This is a genomic window from Enterobacter sp. N18-03635, assembly GCF_004006055.1.
GTDB classification, from domain to species: domain Bacteria; phylum Pseudomonadota; class Gammaproteobacteria; order Enterobacterales; family Enterobacteriaceae; genus Enterobacter; species Enterobacter vonholyi.
Genome location: NZ_CP034769.1, coordinates 2,779,155 through 2,799,298 on the forward strand (window position 1 = coordinate 2,779,155; position 20,144 = coordinate 2,799,298).

Sequence of the window (20,144 nt, forward strand, 5' to 3'; positions counted from 1 at the left end):
TATTCACTTCCTCGTTATTCTCCTTTCAGGCAGCTCGCATACTGGTTCGCCAGTTGGCTGAGGAACTGCGAATAGCTCGCTTTGCTCAACTGGATATTCGTACCTAGCGGGTCAAGGGTTCCCATGCGCACGGATGTTCCCCTGGCCACGGCTTCTACGACCGCTGGCCTGAACTGTGGCTCAGCAAAAACGCATGTCGCTTTCTGCTCAACCAGCTGTGTTCTGATTTCATGTAAACGCTGCGCACCAGGCTGAATTTCAGGGTTGACGGTGAAGTGGCCCAGCGGGGTCAAACCGTAGTGTTTTTCGTAATAGCCGTAGGCGTCATGAAAAACGAAATACCCTTTTCCTTTCAACGGTGCGAGCTCATTACCCACCTGCTTATCGGTTGCGGCTAATTGTGCCTCAAAATCCTTCAGGTTGGCGTCTAGTTTGGCTCGACTTTGCGGCATAAGTTCCACTAATTTGTCATGGATTGCAACCGCTGAAAGCCGCGCTATCTCTGGGGATAACCAAAGATGCATGTTGTACTCGCCGTGATGGTGATCTCCATCACCTTTTTCACCGTCTGCAGCATGGTGGTCATGTTCGTCGCCGTCGTCATCCGCCCCTTTCATGAGCAACGGTTTCACGCCGGGGAGGTCGGCAATCGCGACCTGTTTTTCACCCGCCACCTGTTTTGCTGACTTCTGCATGAACGCTTCCATTTCAGGACCAATCCAGACGACTAAGTCCGCGTTTTGCAAGCGTTTTACATCTGACGGGCGCAGGGAATAGTCATGCTCAGATGCACCATCAGGGAGCAGAACCTGGGTCTCCGTTACGCCGTCTGCAATGGCTGACGCGATGAATCCAAGTGGCTTAAGCGAAGCGACAACCGCAGCGTTAACATCTTGTGCGGTTGTCCCCCAAAGGGCAGCAGATAATGCTGCGAAAAGAAGCGTATTTTTATGTAACATAATGCGACTAATCATCGTAGTGAATGCGTGGAATGTGATATTATAACATTCGTTGACTTCTTCAAGCTTAAAATGACATGACGACATTGGTTTCTCTTGAAAATATTTCGGTCTCATTTGGCCAGCGCCGCGTCCTCTCTGACGTGTCGCTCGATCTGAAGCCCGGCAAAATTCTGACGCTTCTCGGCCCCAATGGCGCAGGTAAATCCACCCTGGTACGCGTGGTGCTGGGTTTAGTCGCACCCGATGAAGGCGTGATTAAGCGTGAGGAAAAATTGCGTATTGGCTATGTGCCGCAAAAACTTCATCTCGACGCCACGCTGCCGCTGACGGTCAGCCGTTTCCTGCGTCTGCGCCCCGGCACGCGTAAAGCCGATATTCTCCCGGCACTGAAACGCGTGCAGGCGGGCCATCTTGTCGATGCGCCGCTGCAAAAACTGTCCGGCGGTGAAACTCAGCGTGTTTTACTTGCCCGCGCGCTGCTGAGCAGCCCGCAGCTTCTGGTACTGGATGAGCCGACTCAGGGTGTGGATGTGAATGGTCAGGTTGCGCTTTATGATTTGATCGACCAGCTACGTCGAGAGCTTGATTGCGCAGTGCTGATGGTGTCACACGATCTCCATCTGGTAATGGCAAAAACCGACGAAGTGCTGTGCCTCAACCATCATATCTGCTGCTCAGGTACGCCTGAAGTCGTCTCCATGCATCCGGAATTCATCTCTATGTTTGGCCCTCGCGGCGCCGAGCAGCTTGGCATTTATCGCCATCATCATAATCATCGCCATGATTTGCAGGGACGAATCGTACTGCGTCGGGGAAATGGACACTCATGATTGAACTGTTACTGCCCGGCTGGCTGGCCGGGATTATGCTTGCCTGCGCCGCGGGCCCGCTCGGCTCGTTTGTGGTATGGCGCAGAATGTCTTACTTCGGTGATACCCTGGCGCATGCGTCCCTGCTGGGCGTGGCTTTTGGCCTGCTGCTGAACGTCAACCCGTTCTACGCGGTGATTGTGGTCACGCTGCTGCTGGCGGCCGGTCTGGTCTGGCTGGAGAAGCGCCCTCACCTCGCCATCGATACCCTGCTTGGCATCATGGCGCACAGTGCCCTGTCGCTGGGCCTGGTGGTGGTCAGCCTGATGTCGAACATCCGCGTGGATCTGATGGCCTACCTCTTCGGTGACCTGCTGGCCGTGACGCCGGAGGATCTCATCGCTATAGCCATTGGCGTGCTGGTGGTGCTCGCTATTCTGCTCTGGCAGTGGCGGCATTTACTGGCCATGACCGTCAGCCCGGATCTGGCGTTTGTCGACGGCGTGAAGCTGCAGCGCGTTAAGCTGCTGCTGATGCTGGTGACGGCGTTAACCATTGGCGTAGCGATGAAGTTTGTCGGCGCGCTGATTATTACGTCCCTGCTGATCATCCCTGCCGCTACGGCGCGTCGTTTTGCCCGTACGCCTGAGCAGATGGCCGGCGTAGCCGTGATCGTCGGGATGATTGCGGTAACGGGTGGACTCACCTTCTCGGCGTTCTATGACACGCCTGCTGGGCCGTCCGTGGTGCTGAGTGCTGCGGTGTTATTTATTTTCAGTATGATGAAAAAGACCGCAAATTAATATGGAGGGCACTGATGCCCTCACCCTGCCCCTCTCCCACCGGGAGAGGGAATTAAGGATTACGGCATCGCCGGTGGCGTAATGCCGAAATGATTCCACGCCCGCACCGTTGCCATACGTCCACGCGGGGTGCGCTGCAGGAAACCCTGCTGAATCAGATACGGCTCCAGCACATCTTCAATCGTCTCACGCTCTTCCCCGATTGCCGCCGCCAGATTATCCAGCCCGACCGGGCCACCGAAGAACTTGTCCAGCACCGCCAGCAGCAGCTTGCGGTCCATGTAGTCAAAACCTTCGGCATCGACGTTCAGCATGTCCAGCGCCTGGGCGGCAATCTCGGCGGAAATCGAACCGTTGTGCTTCACCTCAGCAAAGTCACGCACGCGGCGCAGCAGGCGGTTGGCGATACGCGGCGTACCGCGGGAACGCTTCGCCACTTCAAACGCGCCCTCTTCGCTCATTTCCAGCCCCATATAGCGGGCGCTGCGGCCAACGATGTGCTGGAGATCGGCCACCTGATAAAATTCCAGACGCTGCACGATCCCGAAACGGTCGCGCAGTGGGGAGGTCAACGACCCGGCTCGCGTCGTTGCGCCAATCAGGGTAAACGGCGGCAGATCGATTTTGATGGAGCGCGCGGCCGGACCTTCGCCGATCATGATATCCAGCTGGTAATCTTCCATCGCCGGATAGAGCACCTCTTCTACCACCGGTGAGAGACGGTGGATCTCATCGATAAACAGCACGTCATGCGGTTCGAGGTTGGTCAGCATCGCAGCGAGATCGCCCGCCTTCTCCAGCACCGGGCCGGAGGTGGTGCGCAGGTTAACGCCCATCTCATTGGCGACGATATTCGCCAGCGTGGTTTTGCCTAAACCGGGAGGGCCAAAAATCAGCAGGTGATCGAGCGCATCGCCGCGCAGCTTTGCCGCCTGGATGAAAATCTCCATCTGGGAACGAACCTGCGGCTGGCCAATGTACTCATCAAGCAGTTTTGGGCGAATCGCGCGATCCACCACATCCTCTGCCTGAACAGTGCCTGCCGAAACCAGGCGGTCTGCTTCAATCATCCTTTACCTCACAATGCAGCGCGCAGCGCTTCACGAATCAGGGTTTCACTGCTGGCGTCCGGTTTGGCAATTTTGCTCACCATACGGCTGGCCTCCTGAGGTTTATAGCCCAGCGCCACCAGCGCGGCAACCGCTTCCTGCTCGGCATCATCATCCGTCGCAGGCGCACCTGGAGAGGTCAGTACCAGATCGGCCGCCGGCGTGAAGAGATCGCCATGCAGGCCTTTAAAGCGGTCTTTCATCTCGACAATCAGACGCTCTGCCGTTTTCTTACCGATGCCCGGAAGCTTAATCAGCGCCGCAGGATCTTCGCGCTCAACAGCATTCACAAACTGTGGTGCAGACATGCCGGATAAGATCGCCAGCGCCAGCTTCGGCCCGACGCCGTTGGTTTTAATCAGCTCGCGGAACAGCGTGCGTTCCTGCTTGTTGTTGAAGCCGTACAGCAGCTGGGCATCTTCACGCACCACAAACTGAGTAAAGACAATCGCCTCTTTGCCCGCGTCCGGCAGCTCGTAGAAGCAGGTCATCGGCATATGGACTTCATAGCCCACGCCACCCACTTCCAGCAGCACTAACGGGGGTTGTTTTTCAATGATGATGCCTCTGAGTCTGCCTATCACGTGACGCTCCTGCGTTCTGAAGAAATTAACTGCCGACATAATAAAAAAAGGCTGGATAAACATCCAGCCTGATTTGTCATTATCGTAACCTGCCTCGCGCCAGATTGAGCCGTGACTCGCTCATTTGCATCGCGTTCTGGCTCACGTGACAGTGGGTAATCGCAATCGCCAGCGCATCCGCGGCATCGGCCTGCGGGTTAGCAGGCAGCTTCAGCAGGGTACGCACCATGTGCTGCACCTGACTTTTCTCCGCGCTACCAATACCCACCACCGTCTGCTTAACCTGACGCGCCGCGTATTCAAATACCGGCAAATCCTGGTTCACGGCAGCGACAATGGCAACGCCACGCGCCTGGCCGAGCTTCAGCGCCGAATCGGCGTTTTTCGCCATGAAGACCTGCTCGATGGCGAAATAGTCCGGCTGAAACTGGGTGATGATCTCCGATACGCCCGCATAAATGAGCTTCAGGCGCGACGGCAGATCGTCAACTTTGGTGCGGATACAGCCACTGCCCAGGTAGGTTAACTGGCGTCCCACCTGACGGATAACGCCATAACCGGTGACGCGTGAGCCTGGGTCAATCCCGAGAATAATCGACATCACGCGTCTCCTGTAACGGATTTACGCGCTCTCATCAGAGAGTCGCTGCAACCTCATCAGAGATTTCACCGTTGTGGTACACTTCCTGCACGTCGTCACAGTCTTCGAGCATGTCGATCAGACGCAGCAGTTTTGGTGCGGTTTCCGCATCCATGTCCGCTTTGGTGGACGGGATCATGGAGACTTCAGCGTTGTCCGCTTTCAGGCCTGCCGCTTCCAGCGCGTCGCGCACGGCACCCATCTCTTCCCACGCTGTGTAAACGTCGATAGCACCGTCGTCGAAGGTCACTACGTCTTCCGCACCGGCTTCCAGCGCCGCTTCCATGATCGCATCTTCGTCGCCTTTCTCGAAAGAGATGACGCCTTTTTTGCTGAACAGGTACGCAACGGAACCGTCAGTGCCCAGGTTGCCACCGGTTTTGGTGAACGCGTGGCGCACTTCCGCAACGGTACGGTTACGGTTGTCGGACAGGCACTCAACCATCACCGCCGTACCGCCAGGACCGTAACCTTCATAAATGATGGTTTCCATGTTCGCGTCTTCGTCACCGCCCACGCCACGTGCGATTGCACGGTTCAGGGTGTCACGCGTCATGTTGTTAGACAGCGCTTTATCTACCGCCGCGCGCAGACGCGGGTTAGACGCCGGGTCGCCGCCGCCCAGACGCGCTGCCGTCACCAGCTCGCGAATGATTTTGGTAAAGATCTTACCGCGCTTGGCATCCTGTGCCGCTTTGCGGTGTTTGGTGTTGGCCCACTTACTATGACCTGCCATAAAAATATCCTCAAAGAGCGCGCCTTTTCAGGCAGCGTTAATTACAAATTCTTCAATCGCCTGCCGGTTGCTCCACGACTTGGTCAGCGCGGCGGCATCCGCCGCATTCACCCAGCGGTAGGTCAGGTGTTCGGTAAACACGATCTCCCGTTCATGGGGGAGCGCGAGACAGAACCACGATTCCGTATTGCGCTCGGTACCCGGCGCGTAGCGATGACGTAAATGGCTAAAAATTTCGAACTCCACCGTGCGCTGACAGTCCTTCAGGGTCAGTTGCTCGCGGGCAACGTCAATGGCGACCTCTTCCTTTACTTCACGCGCGGCGGCCTGCGGCGCGGTCTCCCCCTCTTCCAGACTGCCGGTAACCGACTGCCAGAATTCAGGGTCATCGCGCCGCTGCAACATCAGCACCCGCTTCGTGTCTTCTGCATAAATGACCACCAGGACCGAAACGGGGAGCTTATATGTCATATCAGTTTTTCTCTTCCTTCTTCACCACCTCAATGCCCAGCTCAGCCAGTGCGGCCGGGTTGGCAAAGCTTGGCGCTTCGGTCATCAGACACGCTGCGGCAGTGGTTTTCGGGAAGGCGATAACATCACGGATGTTATCGGTGCCGGTCAGCAGCATGGTCAGACGGTCAAGACCAAAGGCCAGACCCGCGTGCGGAGGCGTACCGTATTTCAGCGCGTCCAGCAGGAAGCCGAATTTCTCGCGCTGCTCCTGCTCGTTGATGCCCAGGATGCCGAACACGGTCTGCTGCATTTCACCGCTGTGAATACGCACGGAACCGCCGCCCACTTCGTAGCCGTTAATGACCATATCGTAGGCGTTGGCGACGGCCTCTTCCGGTGCCGCTTTCAGCTCTGCCGCCGTCATCTCTTTTGGCGAGGTGAATGGGTGGTGCATCGCGGTCAGGCCGCCTTCACCGTCGTCTTCAAACATTGGGAAGTCGATAACCCACAGCGGCGCCCATTTGCTCTCGTCGGTCAGGTTCAGGTCTTTGCCGAGCTTCAGACGCAGCGCGCCCATCGCATCCGCAACAACTTTCTTGTTATCTGCGCCGAAGAAGATCATGTCGCCGTCCTGCGCGCCGGTGCGCTCAAGGATCGCTTCCACGATGTCAGCGTTCAGGAATTTCGCGACCGGGCTGGTGATACCTTCCAGACCTTTCGCACGCTCGGTCACTTTAATATAGGCCAGACCTTTAGCGCCGTAGATCTTGATGAAGTTGCCGTAATCGTCGATCTGCTTACGGCTCAGTGCTGCACCACCCGGTACGCGCAGGGCCGCCACACGGCCTTTCGGATCGTTAGCCGGGCCGGAGAAGACGGCAAACTCAACGGCTTTCACCAGGTCTGCAACGTCCACCAGCTCCATCGGGTTACGCAGGTCTGGTTTGTCAGAGCCATAACGACGCTCGGCTTCCGCGAAGGTCATGATTGGGAAATCGCCCAGCTCAACGCCTTTAACGTCGTTCCACAGGCTACGCACCAGGGCTTCCATCACTTCACGCACCTGCTCAGCGGTCATGAAGGAGGTTTCCACATCGATCTGGGTAAATTCAGGCTGGCGGTCAGCACGTAGGTCTTCGTCGCGGAAGCATTTCACGATCTGATAGTAGCGATCGAAGCCGGACATCATCAGCAGCTGTTTGAACAGCTGTGGAGACTGCGGCAGCGCGTAGAATTTGCCTTTATGGACGCGGGATGGCACCAGGTAATCGCGCGCGCCTTCCGGCGTGGCTTTGGTCAGCATCGGGGTTTCGATATCGAGGAAACCGTGGTCATCCATAAAGCGACGCACCAGGCTGGTGATTTTCGCACGGGTTTTCAGGCGCTGAGCCATCTCCGGACGACGCAGATCCAGGTAGCGGTATTTCAGACGCGCTTCTTCAGTGTTGACGTGGTTGGAGTCCAGCGGCAGCGCTTCAGCACGGTTAATGATCGTCAGATCGGACGCCAGCACTTCAATGGCACCCGTCGCCATGTCGGCGTTAACGTTTTTCTCGTCACGCGCACGCACGGTGCCGGTGACCTGAATGCAGAACTCATTACGCAGCTCAGAGGCCAGCTTCAACGCATCAGCGCGATCCGGATCGAAGAACACCTGAACGATACCTTCGCGGTCGCGCATATCGATGAAGATAAGGCTACCAAGATCACGACGACGATTGACCCAACCACACAGGGTTACCTGCTGTCCGACGTGGGACTGACGCAGCTGCCCGCAATATTCTGTACGCATGAGATATCCCTTAATTAGCCGCAGGCTAAATGTCGCCTGGTATGCAGGCTACTATGTCGCAGCTTTCTGTATGTCACAACTGGATGAAAAAAGGCGGCTATTATACTGGAAATTCCGCCGGACGATAAGAGCGAACCACGGCCTGGCGGTCGTTTGCTGCACTCTTATTGCGCATTCTCACAAAAATTAACAAAATTATGCGCCCAGGAACAGGCCATCACGTCGTATGGTGTCCGGAAGTGATTCATTTAACGGGAGTAACGATGTTAACACTTGATGCCAGTAAAACCGCGCTTGTAGTCATTGATTTACAGGAAGGCATTTTGCCCTTCGCCGGCGGTCCGCATACCGCGGACGATGTAGTCAGCCGCGCCGCCCGCCTGGCGGAAAAATGCCGAGCCAGCGGAGCGCCTGTTGTCATGGTTCGCGTCGGCTGGTCTGCTGATTACGCCGAAGCGTTAAAACAGCCCGTTGATGCCCAGGCTCCTGCACGCGCCCTGCCGGAAAACTGGTGGACGTATCCGGCCTCACTGGGTAAACGCGACAGCGATATTGAAGTGACCAAACGTCAGTGGGGCGCATTCTACGGCACCGATCTTGAGCTGCAGCTCCGCCGTCGCGGCATCGACACCCTCATCCTGTGCGGTATTTCCACTAATATCGGCGTGGAGTCTACCGCCCGCAACGCGTGGGAGCTGGGCTTTAACCTGGTGATCGCTGAAGATGCCTGCAGCGCGGCCTCCGCGGAACAGCATCAGGGCAGCATGACCCACATCTTCCCGCGCATCGGCCGCGTGCGCAGCACGGATGAGATTGTCAGCGCGCTATGATGTATGTCGGTTTACCCCAGTGGTCGCACCCGAAATGGGTGCGCCTTGGCATCACCAGCCTTGAGGAATATGCCCGGCACTTCAACTGTGTCGAGGGTAACACCACCCTGTATGCGCTTCCGAAAGCCGAGATTGTTGCACGCTGGCGGGAACAAACGACCGATGACTTCCGATTCTGCTTTAAGTTTCCGGCGACCATTTCTCACCAGGCCGCGCTGCGAAACTGTGGTGAGTTGACTGACGAATTCTTTGCCCGGATGGCGCCTCTGGCAAACCGCATCGGCCAGTACTGGCTGCAGCTTCCGGCCGTCTTTGGCCCGCGCGACCTGCCCGCGCTGTGGACGTTTCTGGACGCCCTGCCCCGGGAGTTTACCTACGGCGTTGAAGTCAGGCATCCTGAGTTTTTTGCTAAGGGCGAAGCGGAAAAAGCGCTCAATCGCGGCCTGCTTGAGCGTTCCGTTAACCGGGTGATCCTCGACAGCCGTCCGGTGCACAGCGCTATCCCGCATAGCGAAGCCATCGTTGAAGCTCAGCGTAAAAAACCGAAAGTGCCGGTCCACGCCATCGTGACCGCACAGAACCCAATGGTCAGGTTTATCGGCAGCGATAACATGCAGCAAAACCAGGCGCTGTTCACCGTCTGGCTGGAAAAACTGGCAGCGTGGGAACACACCACCACGCCGTATCTCTTTTTGCACACGCCGGATATTGCCCAGGCCCCCGAACTGGTCGATGCTCTATGGCAGGCCTTGCAGGCTGCGGTGCCGTCCGTGGGAAGCGCCCCTTCCATCCCACAACAATCTTCTCTTTTCTGATATCACCCCCTATCATAGTGAAGTGCCATCTGCCAAAAACAGGGAGTTTGTATGGTCAGCGCGCTGTATGCGGTGTTAGGTGCATTACTGCTGATTAAGTTTTCATTTGATGTTGTGCGCCTCAGAACGCTCTACCGCGTCTCCTACGGTGACGGCGGGTTTTCAGAGCTACAAAGCGCTATCCGCATTCATGGCAACGCGGTCGAATACATCCCTGCAGCCTTAATCCTGCTGCTGTTTATGGAGATGAATGGCGCAGAAACCTGGATGGTGCACATCTGTGGCCTGCTGCTTATCGCTGGCCGCCTGATGCATTATTACGGCTTTCACCATCGCTTAATCCGCTGGCGTCGTTCCGGCATGAGTGCAACCTGGTGTTCACTTTTGCTGATGGTGCTGGCTAACCTGTGGTATATGCCGTGGGAGTTGGTTTTCTCCCTCCATTAGCGCACAATACGCCACTTTATTTTTCCCGGATTTTTACGTTATGTCAGATCGCGACACGCTTTTTTCCGCGCCTATCGCCAGCCTGGGCGACTGGACCTTCGATGAACGGGTAGCCGAAGTCTTCCCGGATATGATCCAGCGCTCTGTTCCCGGTTATTCCAATATTATCTCTATGATCGGCATGCTGGCTGAGCGCTTCGTTCAACCCGGCACGCAGGTCTATGACCTGGGCTGCTCGCTCGGCGCGGCAACGCTGTCGGTTCGTCGTAACGTTCACCACGAAGGCTGCCGCATTATTGCCGTCGATAACTCCCCGGCCATGGTTGAGCGCTGCCGTCGCCATATTGACGCGTACAAAGCTCCTGTTCCGGTAGACGTGGTGGAAGGTGATATCCGCGAGATTGAGATCAATAACGCGTCGATGGTGGTGCTGAATTTCACGCTTCAGTTCCTGGTACCGGAAGACCGCCAGCTGCTGCTGGACAAAATTTATCAGGGGCTGAATCCTGGCGGCGCGCTGGTGCTCTCGGAGAAATTCAGCTTCGAAGATGCCGAGGTTGGCGAGCTGCTGTTCAATATGCACCACGATTTCAAACGGGCGAACGGCTACAGCGAGCTGGAGATCAGCCAGAAGCGCAGCATGCTCGAAAACGTGATGCTGACGGATTCCGTAGAAACCCATAAAGCGCGTCTGAGCAAAGCCGGTTTTGAGCACAGCGAACTGTGGTTCCAGTGCTTTAACTTTGGTTCGCTGGTGGCGCTGAAAGCGGGGAAACCGGCATGATCGAGTTCAGTAACTTCTATCAGCTGATTGCCAAAAATCAGCTCTCCCACTGGCTGGAAACCTTGCCCGCGCAGATTGCCGCCTGGCAGCGGGACCAGCAGCACGGCCTGTTAAAGCAGTGGTCAAATGCAGTGGAGTTTCTGCCCGAACTGACCCCGCATCGTCTGGATCTTCTGCACAGCGTCACCGCAGAGAGTGAAGAACCGCTTCCGCCAGGTCAGATCAACCGCATCGAAACGCTGATGCGTAACCTGATGCCGTGGCGCAAAGGGCCGTTTTCACTTTACGGCGTGAACATCAATACCGAATGGCGCTCTGACTGGAAATGGGATCGCGTTCTGCCCCACCTTTCCGACCTGACCGGGCGCACCATTCTGGACGTGGGCTGCGGCAGCGGTTACCACATGTGGCGCATGATTGGCGCGGGCGCGCATCTGGCGGTAGGTATTGACCCGATGCAGCTGTTCCTGTGCCAGTTTGAAGCGGTACGTAAGCTGCTGGGTAACGATCAGCGCGCGCACCTGCTGCCGCTGGGCATTGAGCAGCTGCCAGCTCTGAAAGCGTTTGATACCGTGTTCTCCATGGGCGTGCTTTATCACCGTCGTTCCCCGCTTGAACACCTGTGGCAATTGAAAGATCAGCTGGTCAGCGGCGGCGAGCTGGTGCTCGAAACGCTGGTGATTGAAGGCGATGAACACGCCGTTCTGGTGCCGGGCGATCGTTACGCGCAGATGCGCAACGTTTACTTCATCCCTTCCGCGCTGGCGCTAAAGAACTGGCTGGAGAAATGCGGGTTTGTGGATGTGCGGATTGCCGATGTCAGCGTGACCTCAATCGAAGAGCAGCGCCGCACCGACTGGATGATCACCGAATCGCTGGAGCAATTCCTCGACCCAACCGATCACAGCAAAACCATCGAAGGCTATCCGGCCCCGATGCGTGCGGTGTTAATAGCGACTAAGCCGTAGTCTTTTAGTCGGGTGGCGGCTGCGCCTTACCCGGCCTACTCGTAGCACGTTTTCTCCGAAATAGTTCAAGTTGCAGCAAGGCGGCCAACGCAGCTGCGGCTTGAAATATGAAGGAGAAAAAAAGGCCCCTGTGTAATTGGCAGGGGCCTGGTACAAGCAAGCATCATATTGGGCGACATGATGCGCGGTAAAAATCGGTACGTTGCTACACGTGATGGCGCTCAATCAGCGACTTCATTTCCGCAACCGACTCTCCCTCTACGCCATAGCGTGAATACTCATCCGCTTCAGCATCCGTCGACATTGACAATCCTGTATTGCGATAACGCATGGGCGAAGGTATCCATTTCCCCGCGGAGCTGTGCAGCTCTTCTACCCCGGCGTTTAAAAACCGTTCCAGATTGCTGGCGCGGACTCCCGCACCCGCCATTATTATTGGAACACCAGAATGTGCTTTTAGTTCCGTAATTAATTGCAGTCCTTTTTCAGCTGACGCCTGCTGACCCGATGTCAGGATGCGCGCCACGCCAAGTTCTCCAAGCGTTTCAAAGGCATGAAGCGGATCTTTGCACATATCAAATGCGCGATGAAAAGTGACGGACATCCCCTGCGCGGCGCTCATTATCTGACGCATACGCGGTATATCGATATTGCCGTCTTCATCCAGCAGCCCGGTCACCAGCCCTGGAAACCCCAGGTCCCGAACGAGGGCGATATCATCAAGCATGGCACTGAACTCGCCCGCCGTGTAACAAAAATCACCGCCGCGCGGACGAATAATTGGGTGAACGGGAATAGTGACGGCCTGACGGGCTGACTTCAACACGCCGTAAGACGGCGTCAACCCGCCCTCCTTGGGTGCCGCGCACAGTTCAATGCGGTCAGCCCCGTGCTTTTGCGCGGTCACGGCACACTCCACGCTGTAACAACAAATCTCCAGCAGCGCCATTTAATCCTCCTGAATTCCACTAAGCGAAACATCATGACACGCCGTTCGTTTTCGGTCCCGGCGTGAACTCACATCTCTTATGCTTCACTGGCAACGATCTGCTCAATGGTCCACGGATGAAACTTCACCGTAACCTGTCCGTCAGTAACGGCCAGCGTCGGGTTAGGTAACCGCTCGCGCTCGCCTTTGGGAGAACTGGTCTTCACAAAAATTCCCGGCTGGCTTAAGCCTTCGTCCGCTAACAGGGCCAGCGCGCGCGCGTTTAACGTCTCCGGCTCACCCGGCAGGACAATCTCGATATGTTCCCAGCCTTCGTGCGGATAGCGTTTCTCGCCCGGCCACGGCAGTTCAACCACGCTGAACTGCCAGTGCGCCACGTTCACCGGCTCATGCAGTTTGAACAGGCAAATGGGGCGGCCATTAATGATATTCTCGGACAGTAACTCGCCGCACTGTTCGAACCCACGACGCCAGCGCTCGGCGGTGGCATTCTGATGACAGCGCAAAGAGATATGATCGGCCTCAAGCGGCGCAATATCCAAACCCAGACGGGTGGCAAGTTCTGTGAACGCCTGGGTGAAGCGCGGTAAATCTGCGGAAATATCATGCAGTTCGTCAATGGATTGCCAGTTCGCCATAAGTCATTCTCTTTTCATGTCGCAAAGCCGCTAATTTACTCTGTTGCCCTGTTTTGACCAACCTCAGAAACCGGCTTTTTGCGACTGCATGATTATGCACACCTTCACTGCCTGGATTCTGAGCAATCTTCAGGCCCCGCACTGCTGACGTCAGAAGGCATTTGCAGTATACTCCCGCCCTAAATTCTTTAACTGGCGCGGGCGGTTGTAAGCCCGCATCAAAAACGTAAGGTATCCAGGTGAATATTCAGGCTCTTCTCTCCGAAAAAGTCAGTCAGGCACTGATTGCCGCAGGTGCCCCTGCGGATTGCGAACCGCAGGTTCGTCAGTCAGCAAAAGTACAGTTTGGCGACTATCAGGCTAATGGCGTGATGGCAGTGGCTAAAAAACTGGGCATGCCGCCGCGACAGCTCGCTGAGCAGGTACTGACGCATCTGGATCTTTCCGGCATTGCCAGCAAAACCGAAATCGCCGGTCCGGGCTTTATCAACATCTTCCTTGAGCCTGCATTCCTGGCAAGCCACGTTGACGCGGCGCTGAAATCCGATCGTCTGGGAGTGTCCCAGCCGGAACCGCAGACCGTCGTGATCGACTATTCTGCGCCGAACGTGGCGAAAGAGATGCACGTTGGCCACCTGCGCTCCACCATCATCGGTGATGCCGCAGTGCGCACGCTCGAGTTCCTCGGTCACAAGGTGATCCGCGCGAACCACGTGGGCGACTGGGGCACCCAGTTCGGCATGCTGATCGCTTACCTGGAAAAACAGCAGCAGGAAAACGCGGGTGAAATGGCGCTGGCGGACCTGGAAGGGTTCTATCGTGAAGCCAAAAAACACTACGACGAAGACGAAGCTTTTGCCGAACGTGCGCGTAGTTACGTGGTTAAACTGCAGGGCGGCGATCAATACTTCCTCGAAATGTGGCGCAAGCTGGTTGACATCACCATGTCCCAGAACCAGCTGACCTATAACCGTCTGAACGTCACCCTGACCCGCGATGACGTAATGGGTGAAAGCCTGTACAACCCAATGCTGCCCGGCATTGTGGCTGACCTGAAAGCGAAAAACCTGGCGGTGGAGAGCGAAGGCGCAACGGTTGTGTTCCTTGATGAGTACAAAAACAAGGAAGGTGAACCGATGGGCGTGATCATCCAGAAAAAAGATGGCGGCTATCTCTACACTACGACCGACATTGCCTGCGCGAAATACCGTTACGAAACGCTGCATGCCGACCGCGTGCTGTACTACATCGACTCCCGTCAGCACCAGCACCTGATGCAGGCGTGGACGATCGTGCGTAAAGCCGGTTACGTGCCGGACAGCGTTCCGCTGGAACACCACATGTTCGGCATGATGCTGGGTAAAGACGGCAAGCCGTTCAAAACCCGCGCGGGCGGAACCGTGAAACTGTCTGACCTGCTGGACGAAGCGCTGGAACGCGCCCGTCGTCTGGTGGCCGAGAAGAACCCGGACATGCCGGCCGACGAGCTGGAAAAACTGGCCAACGCCGTGGGTATCGGTGCGGTGAAATACGCGGATCTCTCCAAGAACCGTACCACCGACTATATCTTCGACTGGGATAACATGCTGGCGTTTGAAGGTAACACGGCGCCATACATGCAGTACGCCTACACCCGCGTGCTCTCGGTATTCCGTAAAGCCAGTATCGACGAAAGCGTGCTGGCGGCTGCCACCGTGACCATCACTGAAGCTCGTGAAGCACAGCTGGCGGCGCGTCTGCTGCAGTTCGAAGAGACGCTGACGGTTGTCGCGCGTGACGGCACGCCGCACGTAATGTGTGCTTACCTGTACGACCTGGCGGGTCTGTTCTCCGGCTTCTACGAGCACTGCCCTATTCTTTCTGCGGAAAACGAATCGGTTCGCAACAGCCGCCTGAAGCTGGCGCAGCTAACGGCGAAGACCCTGAAGCTGGGTCTGGATACCCTGGGTATCGAAACCGTAGAACGCATGTAATACAAAAAACCCGGCAATCGCCGGGTTTTGTTTTTGCAGTCCTGGTAATCCAACCGTCAGCGATAGTTCACGATGACGGAATTGCTCTGCACCTTCAGAGCCGGAATCAAACGCCCCCCACCCGGCACTTCCCAGATGAAACGCAAAGGTTCAATAGCCGGTACGCCGTTGAATGCCTGCGTTGTCCCATTTTCGCCGTCGATTTCGGTACAGCGCGTCTGAGAGCAGAGGCGCACCCGCAAGCCCGCTGGCGTAGGGCCAATCAGCCGGTAATTCCAGACCACAAGGCCCATCTGACCGGAGACCTCTTCTGAAGGCGCCAGCGGGTTAGACGACATGGCAACACCGCGGTTGCTGAGGGTCACCCCCATGCTGCTCGCCTGCCAGGTGCCTCCCCCGGCAGCCTGCGCCGCCAGCGGGAAGAGCAACATCCAAAGCCATTTACGCATTATTTTCCTCCAATCGTCGCGGTCATGCGGATATGACGGTTATCCGACAGCTCCAGATTCGACAGCACGACCAGCTGGTTCAGGCTACGACGCAGGAAGCGGGACAGCAGCGGACGCAGCGCGTGGTTCACCAGCAGCACCGGCGGCGCGCCGAGCATCTCCTGACGCGCCAGCGCCTCCTGCGTTTGCGCCAGCAGACGGTCCGCCAGGCCCGGCTCCAGACCGCCTCCGCCCTGCAGAGCCTGCAGCAGCAGACGCTCAAGCGGCGTATCGAGGCCGATCACCTGCACTTCCCCGGTTCCCGGGAACCACTGCTGGGTAATGGCGCGTCCCAGCGCCACGCGCACCACCGCCGTCAGCTCGTGCGGATCGCTTTGTATCGGCGCGTGTTCGGCAAGGGTTTCCAGAATGGTGCGCATATCGCGGATCGGCACCTTCTCGTCGAGCAGGTTTTGCAGCACCTTGTGCAGCGTGGTTAAGGTCAGCACGCCCGGGACCAGATCTTCCGTCAGCTTCGGCATCTCCTGCGTGACGCGGTCCAGCAGCTGCTGCGCTTCCTGACGGCCAAACAGCTCCGCCGAGAATTGCCCAATCAGGTGATTAAGATGGGTCGCCACCACGGTACTGGCTTCAACAACCGTATACCCCTGGATCTGCGCCTGCTCTTTCAGGGCGCTTTCAATCCAGATAGCGGCCAGGCCAAAGGCCGGATCGATAGTTTGCTCGCCCGGCAGCGTGCCTGCGGCGGTGCCGGGGTTAATCGCCAGCCACCGGCCCGGATAGGCATCACCGCTGCCAATTTCGACACCTTTCATCAGGATGCGATAGCGCGCGGGCGGCAGGTCCATATTGTCGCGGATGTGTACCACCGGCGGCAGGAAGCCCATATCCTGCGCGAATTTTTTACGGATACTGCGGATACGGCCGAGCAGCTCGCCGTCCTGCTGGAAATCGACCATCGGGATCAGGCGATACCCGACTTCCATTCCCAGGGAATCTTCCAGCTGAACGTCGTTCCAGGTCGCTTCGACGGCCTGGGTATTCTCCGGCATTTTGACCTGAACAGGTTCCGCTGCCGGTTTGGTTTCACGGCCACGCATCCACCACGCAAGCCCCAGCAGCCCCGCCGTAAACAGCAGGAAGACGAGGTTTGGCATCCCCGGCACCAGGCCGAGCAACCCGAGAACCGCAGCGGCCAGCAGCATCACGCGCGGGTTGCTGAACAGCTGGCCCACCATCTGCTCGCCAACGTCCTGATCGGTGCTCACGCGGGTCACAATCACACCCGCCGCAGTGGAGATAACCAGCGCCGGGATCTGCGCGACCAGACCGTCACCGATGGTCAGCAGCGTATAGCTTTCCGCCGCGTGGCCCATGTCCATGCCATGCTGCAGCACGCCCACCAGCAGGCCGCCGACCACGTTAATCACCATGATCAGAATGCCCGCGATGGCGTCACCGCGCACAAACTTACTCGCACCGTCCATGGAGCCGTAGAAGTCCGCCTCCTGCGTCACCTCCGCACGGCGTTTTTTGGCTTCATCTTCGGCGATAAGACCGGCGTTCAGGTCGGCGTCGATCGCCATCTGCTTGCCTGGCATCCCGTCGAGCACAAAGCGCGCGCCCACTTCCGCAATACGCCCTGCACCTTTGGTGATGACCATAAAGTTGATGATCACGAGGATGACGAACACCACGATACCGATAGCGAAATTGCCGCCCACCAGGAAGTGGCCGAACGCTTCCACCACTTTACCTGCCGCTGCCGCCCCGGTGTGACCTTCCATCAGGATGATACGCGTGGATGCCACGTTCAGCGCCAGTCGCAGCAGGGTGGTAAACAGCAGAATGGTCGGGAACGCGGCGAACTCCAGGGTACGCTGGGTGAACATCGCCACCAGCAGCACCATAATGGACAGCGCAATATTGAAAGTGAAAAGCAGATCGAGGATGAACGCCGGGAGCGGCAGTACCATCATCGACAGAATTAGCAGGATCAGAATCGGCCCGGCAAGGATTTGCCATTGGGTCGATTTCAGGTTGCCGGGCAGGCGCAACATTGCCACCAGATTAGCCATCAGTGTCCTTCTCGTTCATAAAATCCAGCGCGGCAGGCACCGGAAGGTTCTCAGGTTTCACAGGCCGTTGACCGCCGGCCAGACGCCAGCGCTTCAACTGCCATACCCAGGCCAGCACTTCCGCCACGGCGGCGTAGAGTTGTCCTGGGATCTGTTGTCCAATATCCGCATGGCGGTACAGGGCACGCGCCAGCGGAGGGGCTTCCAGGATCGGCACGCGGTGTTCCGTGCCAATTTCCCGGATGCGCAGCGCGATCAGCCCTGCCCCTTTCGCCACCACTTTCGGCGCGCTCATTTTGTTTTCGTCATAGCGCAGCGCAACGGAATAGTGCGTCGGGTTGGTGACGATGACGTCGGCCTTCGGCACATCTTCCATCATGCGGCGACGGGCGGCGGCACGCTGCATCTGGCGGATACGCCCCTTCACGTGCGGGTCACCTTCCATCTGTTTATATTCGTCACGGATGTCCTGACGTGACATGCGCAGCTTTTTGAAGTGGGTATAAAGCTGGAAGATCACGTCAAAACCCACCATCGGGATAATGCTGAGCACCACCAGCAGTGCGCACAGCCCGACCAGATTCAGCGCGTTGCTCATCGCGGTGAGAGGCGATTCGCTGATGAGACGCATCATTTCCGGCCAGTGGTACCAGAGGTAAAACCCCGCGGAACTGCCCATCAGCACCGATTTGAGAATGGCTTTGAGCAGCTCGGCCCCGGTCTGGGCAGAGAACATTTTCGCAATGCCCGGCAGCGGGTTCAGTTTGGAAAATTTCGGCTGCAGCGATTTGGCACTAAAAACCAGACCGCCGAGCATCACCGGCGAGCCCAGCGCGACCAGCACCACCCCGGTAATCAGGGGCAACAGCGCGACCATGGCCCCTTTAATAAGCTGAATAATCTGGCTGAGGATCAGATTCGGATCGTTGACCATGCTGTGGTCAAAACGTAAGCCGGTTGACAGCATTCCCGCCAGCTTGCGGGCGAGCGACTCCCCACCCCACCAGATAATGCACACGCCTACGATAAGGATCAGCAGGGAGGTCAATTCTCGGGATCGGGGGATTTGCCCTTCCTCACGCGCCTTTTCTAGTCGGTGGGGTGTGGGGGCTTCCGTTTTGTCGTCGTTCTCTTCTGCCACAGTGCATGCTCAGCCCATTATGTCACGGGTATCATGCCAGCACCGCCTTTCATCAATGGCCTGAAAAACCCCTATAACCGGGTCTTTTTATCCAGTTTAAGACCACCCTACGCGCCTTGAGTGAGCGAAGAGAGGGCAAGTCATGACTGAACAAATAGGGACCAGCTTTTATGATGCGTTTCATATCACAAAAGGAATTAAGCTCAGATTTAAAGAACGTTTACTCAAAAAAATATTCAGAAAGAAAATTAACATAGCAGTCGATTTTATCCACCAGATATTGCAGGATTGATGCAGCTATGTAAATCCAATAATCCAGAGCAATTGAAAGTATATAAGCCATTACTACAGACAATCCAAAAATGGATTAATCTCTATAACATTAGCTTTGTTTCTCCCTTACCAGAAGAAATTTAAATGTTATAATTTCATGCGACATAACTTACCTTTCACCAGAAAGCAAAATGTATGCCAGATATTTTTTAATTAAAGGGACATTTAAGATGGATTTCAAAAAGAATATTTTTGCGGGCTTAACCCTTGCAACACTGTCGATGAATGGTTTCGCAGCAGAAATGAATGCCGGCGCTATTCACTTCACGGGTGAAATTATCGAATCAAGCTGCACGATTGAGGGTGACAATGACACGGACAGTACTGTCCCATTGGGTACCTATCCTGTATCATTATTTACTGATATTGGGACGGAAACCTCACTCGTGCCGTTTTCCGTAACGCTTGCAAACTGCCCGTTAAAAAGCGATGGGCTGCCAGCTGTACAGTTGACCTTTAACGGCCCAACAACCCTGACCGGGGCCAAAACATTACTCGACGTCAGTACAATTACCACTAAGGGCGATACCTCGGCCACCGGCATCGGCGTTGCCGTCAGCCTGGCGGGTAAAGATGATAAACTCATTACGATGGACGGCGCTGAAGGGCAGGTCTACATCGAACTGGCGTCAAAATCCTCAGATACCATTAAGGCTGATTTTAATGCCCGCTATAAATCATTTGCAGCTGCGGTTACCGCCGGTCCAGCAGATGCTGATATGACAGTAAATATTCTTTACCGTTAACAGACGCATTACTAATATTCACAATATATATATTTAGCCGTCATGACATTTAAGGAGTCATGAACTGATAATAGTCCGGATCCGGATTCGGACTATTATCAATTC

21 protein-coding genes are annotated in these 20,144 nt (G+C 56.4%); 9 read left to right on the top strand and 12 right to left on the bottom strand.

Features of this window, described 5'->3' with window-relative positions:
• Nucleotides 1-14: 14 nt before the first annotated feature.
• The gene (znuA, locus tag ELK40_RS13975) at nucleotides 15-959 is read right to left on the bottom strand and encodes a zinc ABC transporter substrate-binding protein ZnuA (RefSeq protein WP_127732807.1); all 945 of its coding nucleotides are present in this window, start codon (nucleotides 957-959) and stop codon (nucleotides 15-17) included.
• A 77-nt stretch (nucleotides 960-1,036) separates the two neighbouring features.
• Between znuA and znuC the strand changes: the two genes are divergently transcribed.
• Complete coding sequence (gene znuC, locus ELK40_RS13980) at nucleotides 1,037-1,792, top strand: zinc ABC transporter ATP-binding protein ZnuC (protein WP_023312233.1); 756 nt, start codon at nucleotides 1,037-1,039, stop codon at nucleotides 1,790-1,792.
• Nucleotides 1,789-2,574 (top strand): zinc ABC transporter permease subunit ZnuB, encoded by a 786-nt coding sequence (znuB, locus tag ELK40_RS13985; RefSeq protein WP_127731452.1) that lies wholly within the window; start codon nucleotides 1,789-1,791, stop codon nucleotides 2,572-2,574. The genes znuC and znuB overlap by 4 nt, the downstream gene beginning before the upstream one ends.
• A 59-nt stretch (nucleotides 2,575-2,633) precedes the next feature.
• Here znuB and ruvB read toward each other — a convergent pair whose 3' ends face one another.
• From ruvB to aspS, 6 genes are all read right to left on the bottom strand, one after another.
• Nucleotides 2,634-3,644 carry a Holliday junction branch migration DNA helicase RuvB gene (gene ruvB / locus ELK40_RS13990; protein ID WP_008500449.1) on the bottom strand — a complete coding sequence of 337 codons (1,011 nt, stop codon included), beginning with the start codon at nucleotides 3,642-3,644 and terminating at the stop codon, nucleotides 2,634-2,636.
• A gap of 8 nt (nucleotides 3,645-3,652) precedes the next feature.
• A complete protein-coding gene (ruvA, locus tag ELK40_RS13995) occupies nucleotides 3,653-4,267 on the bottom strand; it encodes a Holliday junction branch migration protein RuvA (protein WP_023617042.1) in 615 nt (204 codons plus the stop codon).
• A gap of 79 nt (nucleotides 4,268-4,346) precedes the next feature.
• A complete protein-coding gene (gene ruvC / locus ELK40_RS14000) occupies nucleotides 4,347-4,868 on the bottom strand; it encodes a crossover junction endodeoxyribonuclease RuvC (RefSeq protein WP_003859749.1) in 522 nt (173 codons plus the stop codon).
• 34 nt (nucleotides 4,869-4,902) lie between these two features.
• Nucleotides 4,903-5,643, bottom strand: coding sequence for a YebC/PmpR family DNA-binding transcriptional regulator (locus ELK40_RS14005; protein WP_008500447.1), 741 nt, complete (start codon nucleotides 5,641-5,643; stop codon nucleotides 4,903-4,905).
• Nucleotides 5,644-5,670: 27 nt separating this feature from the next.
• Nucleotides 5,671-6,114, bottom strand: a complete 444-nt coding sequence (gene nudB, locus ELK40_RS14010; RefSeq protein WP_008500446.1) for a dihydroneopterin triphosphate diphosphatase — start codon at nucleotides 6,112-6,114, stop codon at nucleotides 5,671-5,673.
• A gap of 1 nt (nucleotide 6,115) precedes the next feature.
• On the bottom strand, nucleotides 6,116-7,888 hold the full coding sequence (gene aspS / locus ELK40_RS14015; RefSeq protein WP_111964818.1) for an aspartate--tRNA ligase: 1,773 nt from the start codon (nucleotides 7,886-7,888) through the stop codon (nucleotides 6,116-6,118).
• A 263-nt stretch (nucleotides 7,889-8,151) separates the two neighbouring features.
• Between aspS and ELK40_RS14020 the strand changes: the two genes are divergently transcribed.
• The 5 genes from ELK40_RS14020 to cmoB are packed head-to-tail and all read left to right on the top strand — an operon-like array spanning nucleotide 8,152 to nucleotide 11,732.
• Nucleotides 8,152-8,718: a hydrolase gene (locus tag ELK40_RS14020; RefSeq protein ID WP_127731454.1), complete on the top strand. Its 567-nt coding sequence runs from the start codon at nucleotides 8,152-8,154 to the stop codon at nucleotides 8,716-8,718.
• Complete coding sequence (locus ELK40_RS14025; protein WP_127731456.1) at nucleotides 8,715-9,533, top strand: DUF72 domain-containing protein; 819 nt, start codon at nucleotides 8,715-8,717, stop codon at nucleotides 9,531-9,533. Before ELK40_RS14020 ends, ELK40_RS14025 begins: the two co-directional genes overlap by 4 nt.
• A 51-nt stretch (nucleotides 9,534-9,584) precedes the next feature.
• Nucleotides 9,585-9,980, top strand: a complete 396-nt coding sequence (locus ELK40_RS14030) for an MAPEG family protein (protein WP_021240443.1) — start codon at nucleotides 9,585-9,587, stop codon at nucleotides 9,978-9,980.
• A 40-nt stretch (nucleotides 9,981-10,020) separates the two neighbouring features.
• Entirely contained in the window at nucleotides 10,021-10,764 is a 744-nt protein-coding gene (gene cmoA, locus ELK40_RS14035) for a carboxy-S-adenosyl-L-methionine synthase CmoA (RefSeq protein ID WP_111964821.1), read from the top strand.
• Complete coding sequence (gene cmoB, locus ELK40_RS14040) at nucleotides 10,761-11,732, top strand: tRNA 5-methoxyuridine(34)/uridine 5-oxyacetic acid(34) synthase CmoB (RefSeq protein WP_111964822.1); 972 nt, start codon at nucleotides 10,761-10,763, stop codon at nucleotides 11,730-11,732. Before cmoA ends, cmoB begins: the two co-directional genes overlap by 4 nt.
• A gap of 205 nt (nucleotides 11,733-11,937) precedes the next feature.
• Here the strand turns inward: cmoB and cutC are convergent, their stop codons facing one another.
• Both cutC and ELK40_RS14050 read right to left on the bottom strand, forming a co-directional pair.
• The gene (gene cutC, locus ELK40_RS14045; RefSeq protein WP_115875693.1) at nucleotides 11,938-12,681 is read right to left on the bottom strand and encodes a copper homeostasis protein CutC; all 744 of its coding nucleotides are present in this window, start codon (nucleotides 12,679-12,681) and stop codon (nucleotides 11,938-11,940) included.
• 77 nt (nucleotides 12,682-12,758) lie between these two features.
• The gene (locus ELK40_RS14050) at nucleotides 12,759-13,319 is read right to left on the bottom strand and encodes a VOC family protein (protein WP_127731458.1); all 561 of its coding nucleotides are present in this window, start codon (nucleotides 13,317-13,319) and stop codon (nucleotides 12,759-12,761) included.
• Between the two features lie 239 nt (nucleotides 13,320-13,558).
• On the opposite strand from ELK40_RS14050, the gene argS reads away from it, so the two are divergent.
• Nucleotides 13,559-15,292, top strand: coding sequence for an arginine--tRNA ligase (gene argS / locus ELK40_RS14055; protein WP_127731460.1), 1,734 nt, complete (start codon nucleotides 13,559-13,561; stop codon nucleotides 15,290-15,292).
• Nucleotides 15,293-15,348: 56 nt separating this feature from the next.
• Here argS and ELK40_RS14060 read toward each other — a convergent pair whose 3' ends face one another.
• Genes ELK40_RS14060 through flhB form a run of 3 tightly spaced genes read right to left on the bottom strand, consistent with a single transcriptional unit; the run spans nucleotide 15,349 to nucleotide 18,960 of the window.
• Nucleotides 15,349-15,741, bottom strand: coding sequence for a flagellar protein FlhE (locus ELK40_RS14060; RefSeq protein ID WP_111964826.1), 393 nt, complete (start codon nucleotides 15,739-15,741; stop codon nucleotides 15,349-15,351).
• The gene (flhA, locus tag ELK40_RS14065) at nucleotides 15,741-17,819 is read right to left on the bottom strand and encodes a flagellar biosynthesis protein FlhA (RefSeq protein ID WP_111964827.1); all 2,079 of its coding nucleotides are present in this window, start codon (nucleotides 17,817-17,819) and stop codon (nucleotides 15,741-15,743) included. Before flhA ends, ELK40_RS14060 begins: the two co-directional genes overlap by 1 nt.
• Nucleotides 17,812-18,960, bottom strand: a complete 1,149-nt coding sequence (gene flhB, locus ELK40_RS14070; protein ID WP_127731462.1) for a flagellar biosynthesis protein FlhB — start codon at nucleotides 18,958-18,960, stop codon at nucleotides 17,812-17,814. The genes flhA and flhB overlap by 8 nt, the downstream gene beginning before the upstream one ends.
• A gap of 503 nt (nucleotides 18,961-19,463) precedes the next feature.
• On the opposite strand from flhB, the gene ELK40_RS14075 reads away from it, so the two are divergent.
• The gene (locus ELK40_RS14075) at nucleotides 19,464-20,039 is read left to right on the top strand and encodes a fimbrial protein (protein WP_127731464.1); all 576 of its coding nucleotides are present in this window, start codon (nucleotides 19,464-19,466) and stop codon (nucleotides 20,037-20,039) included.
• The last annotated feature ends 105 nt before the right edge of the window (nucleotides 20,040-20,144 follow it).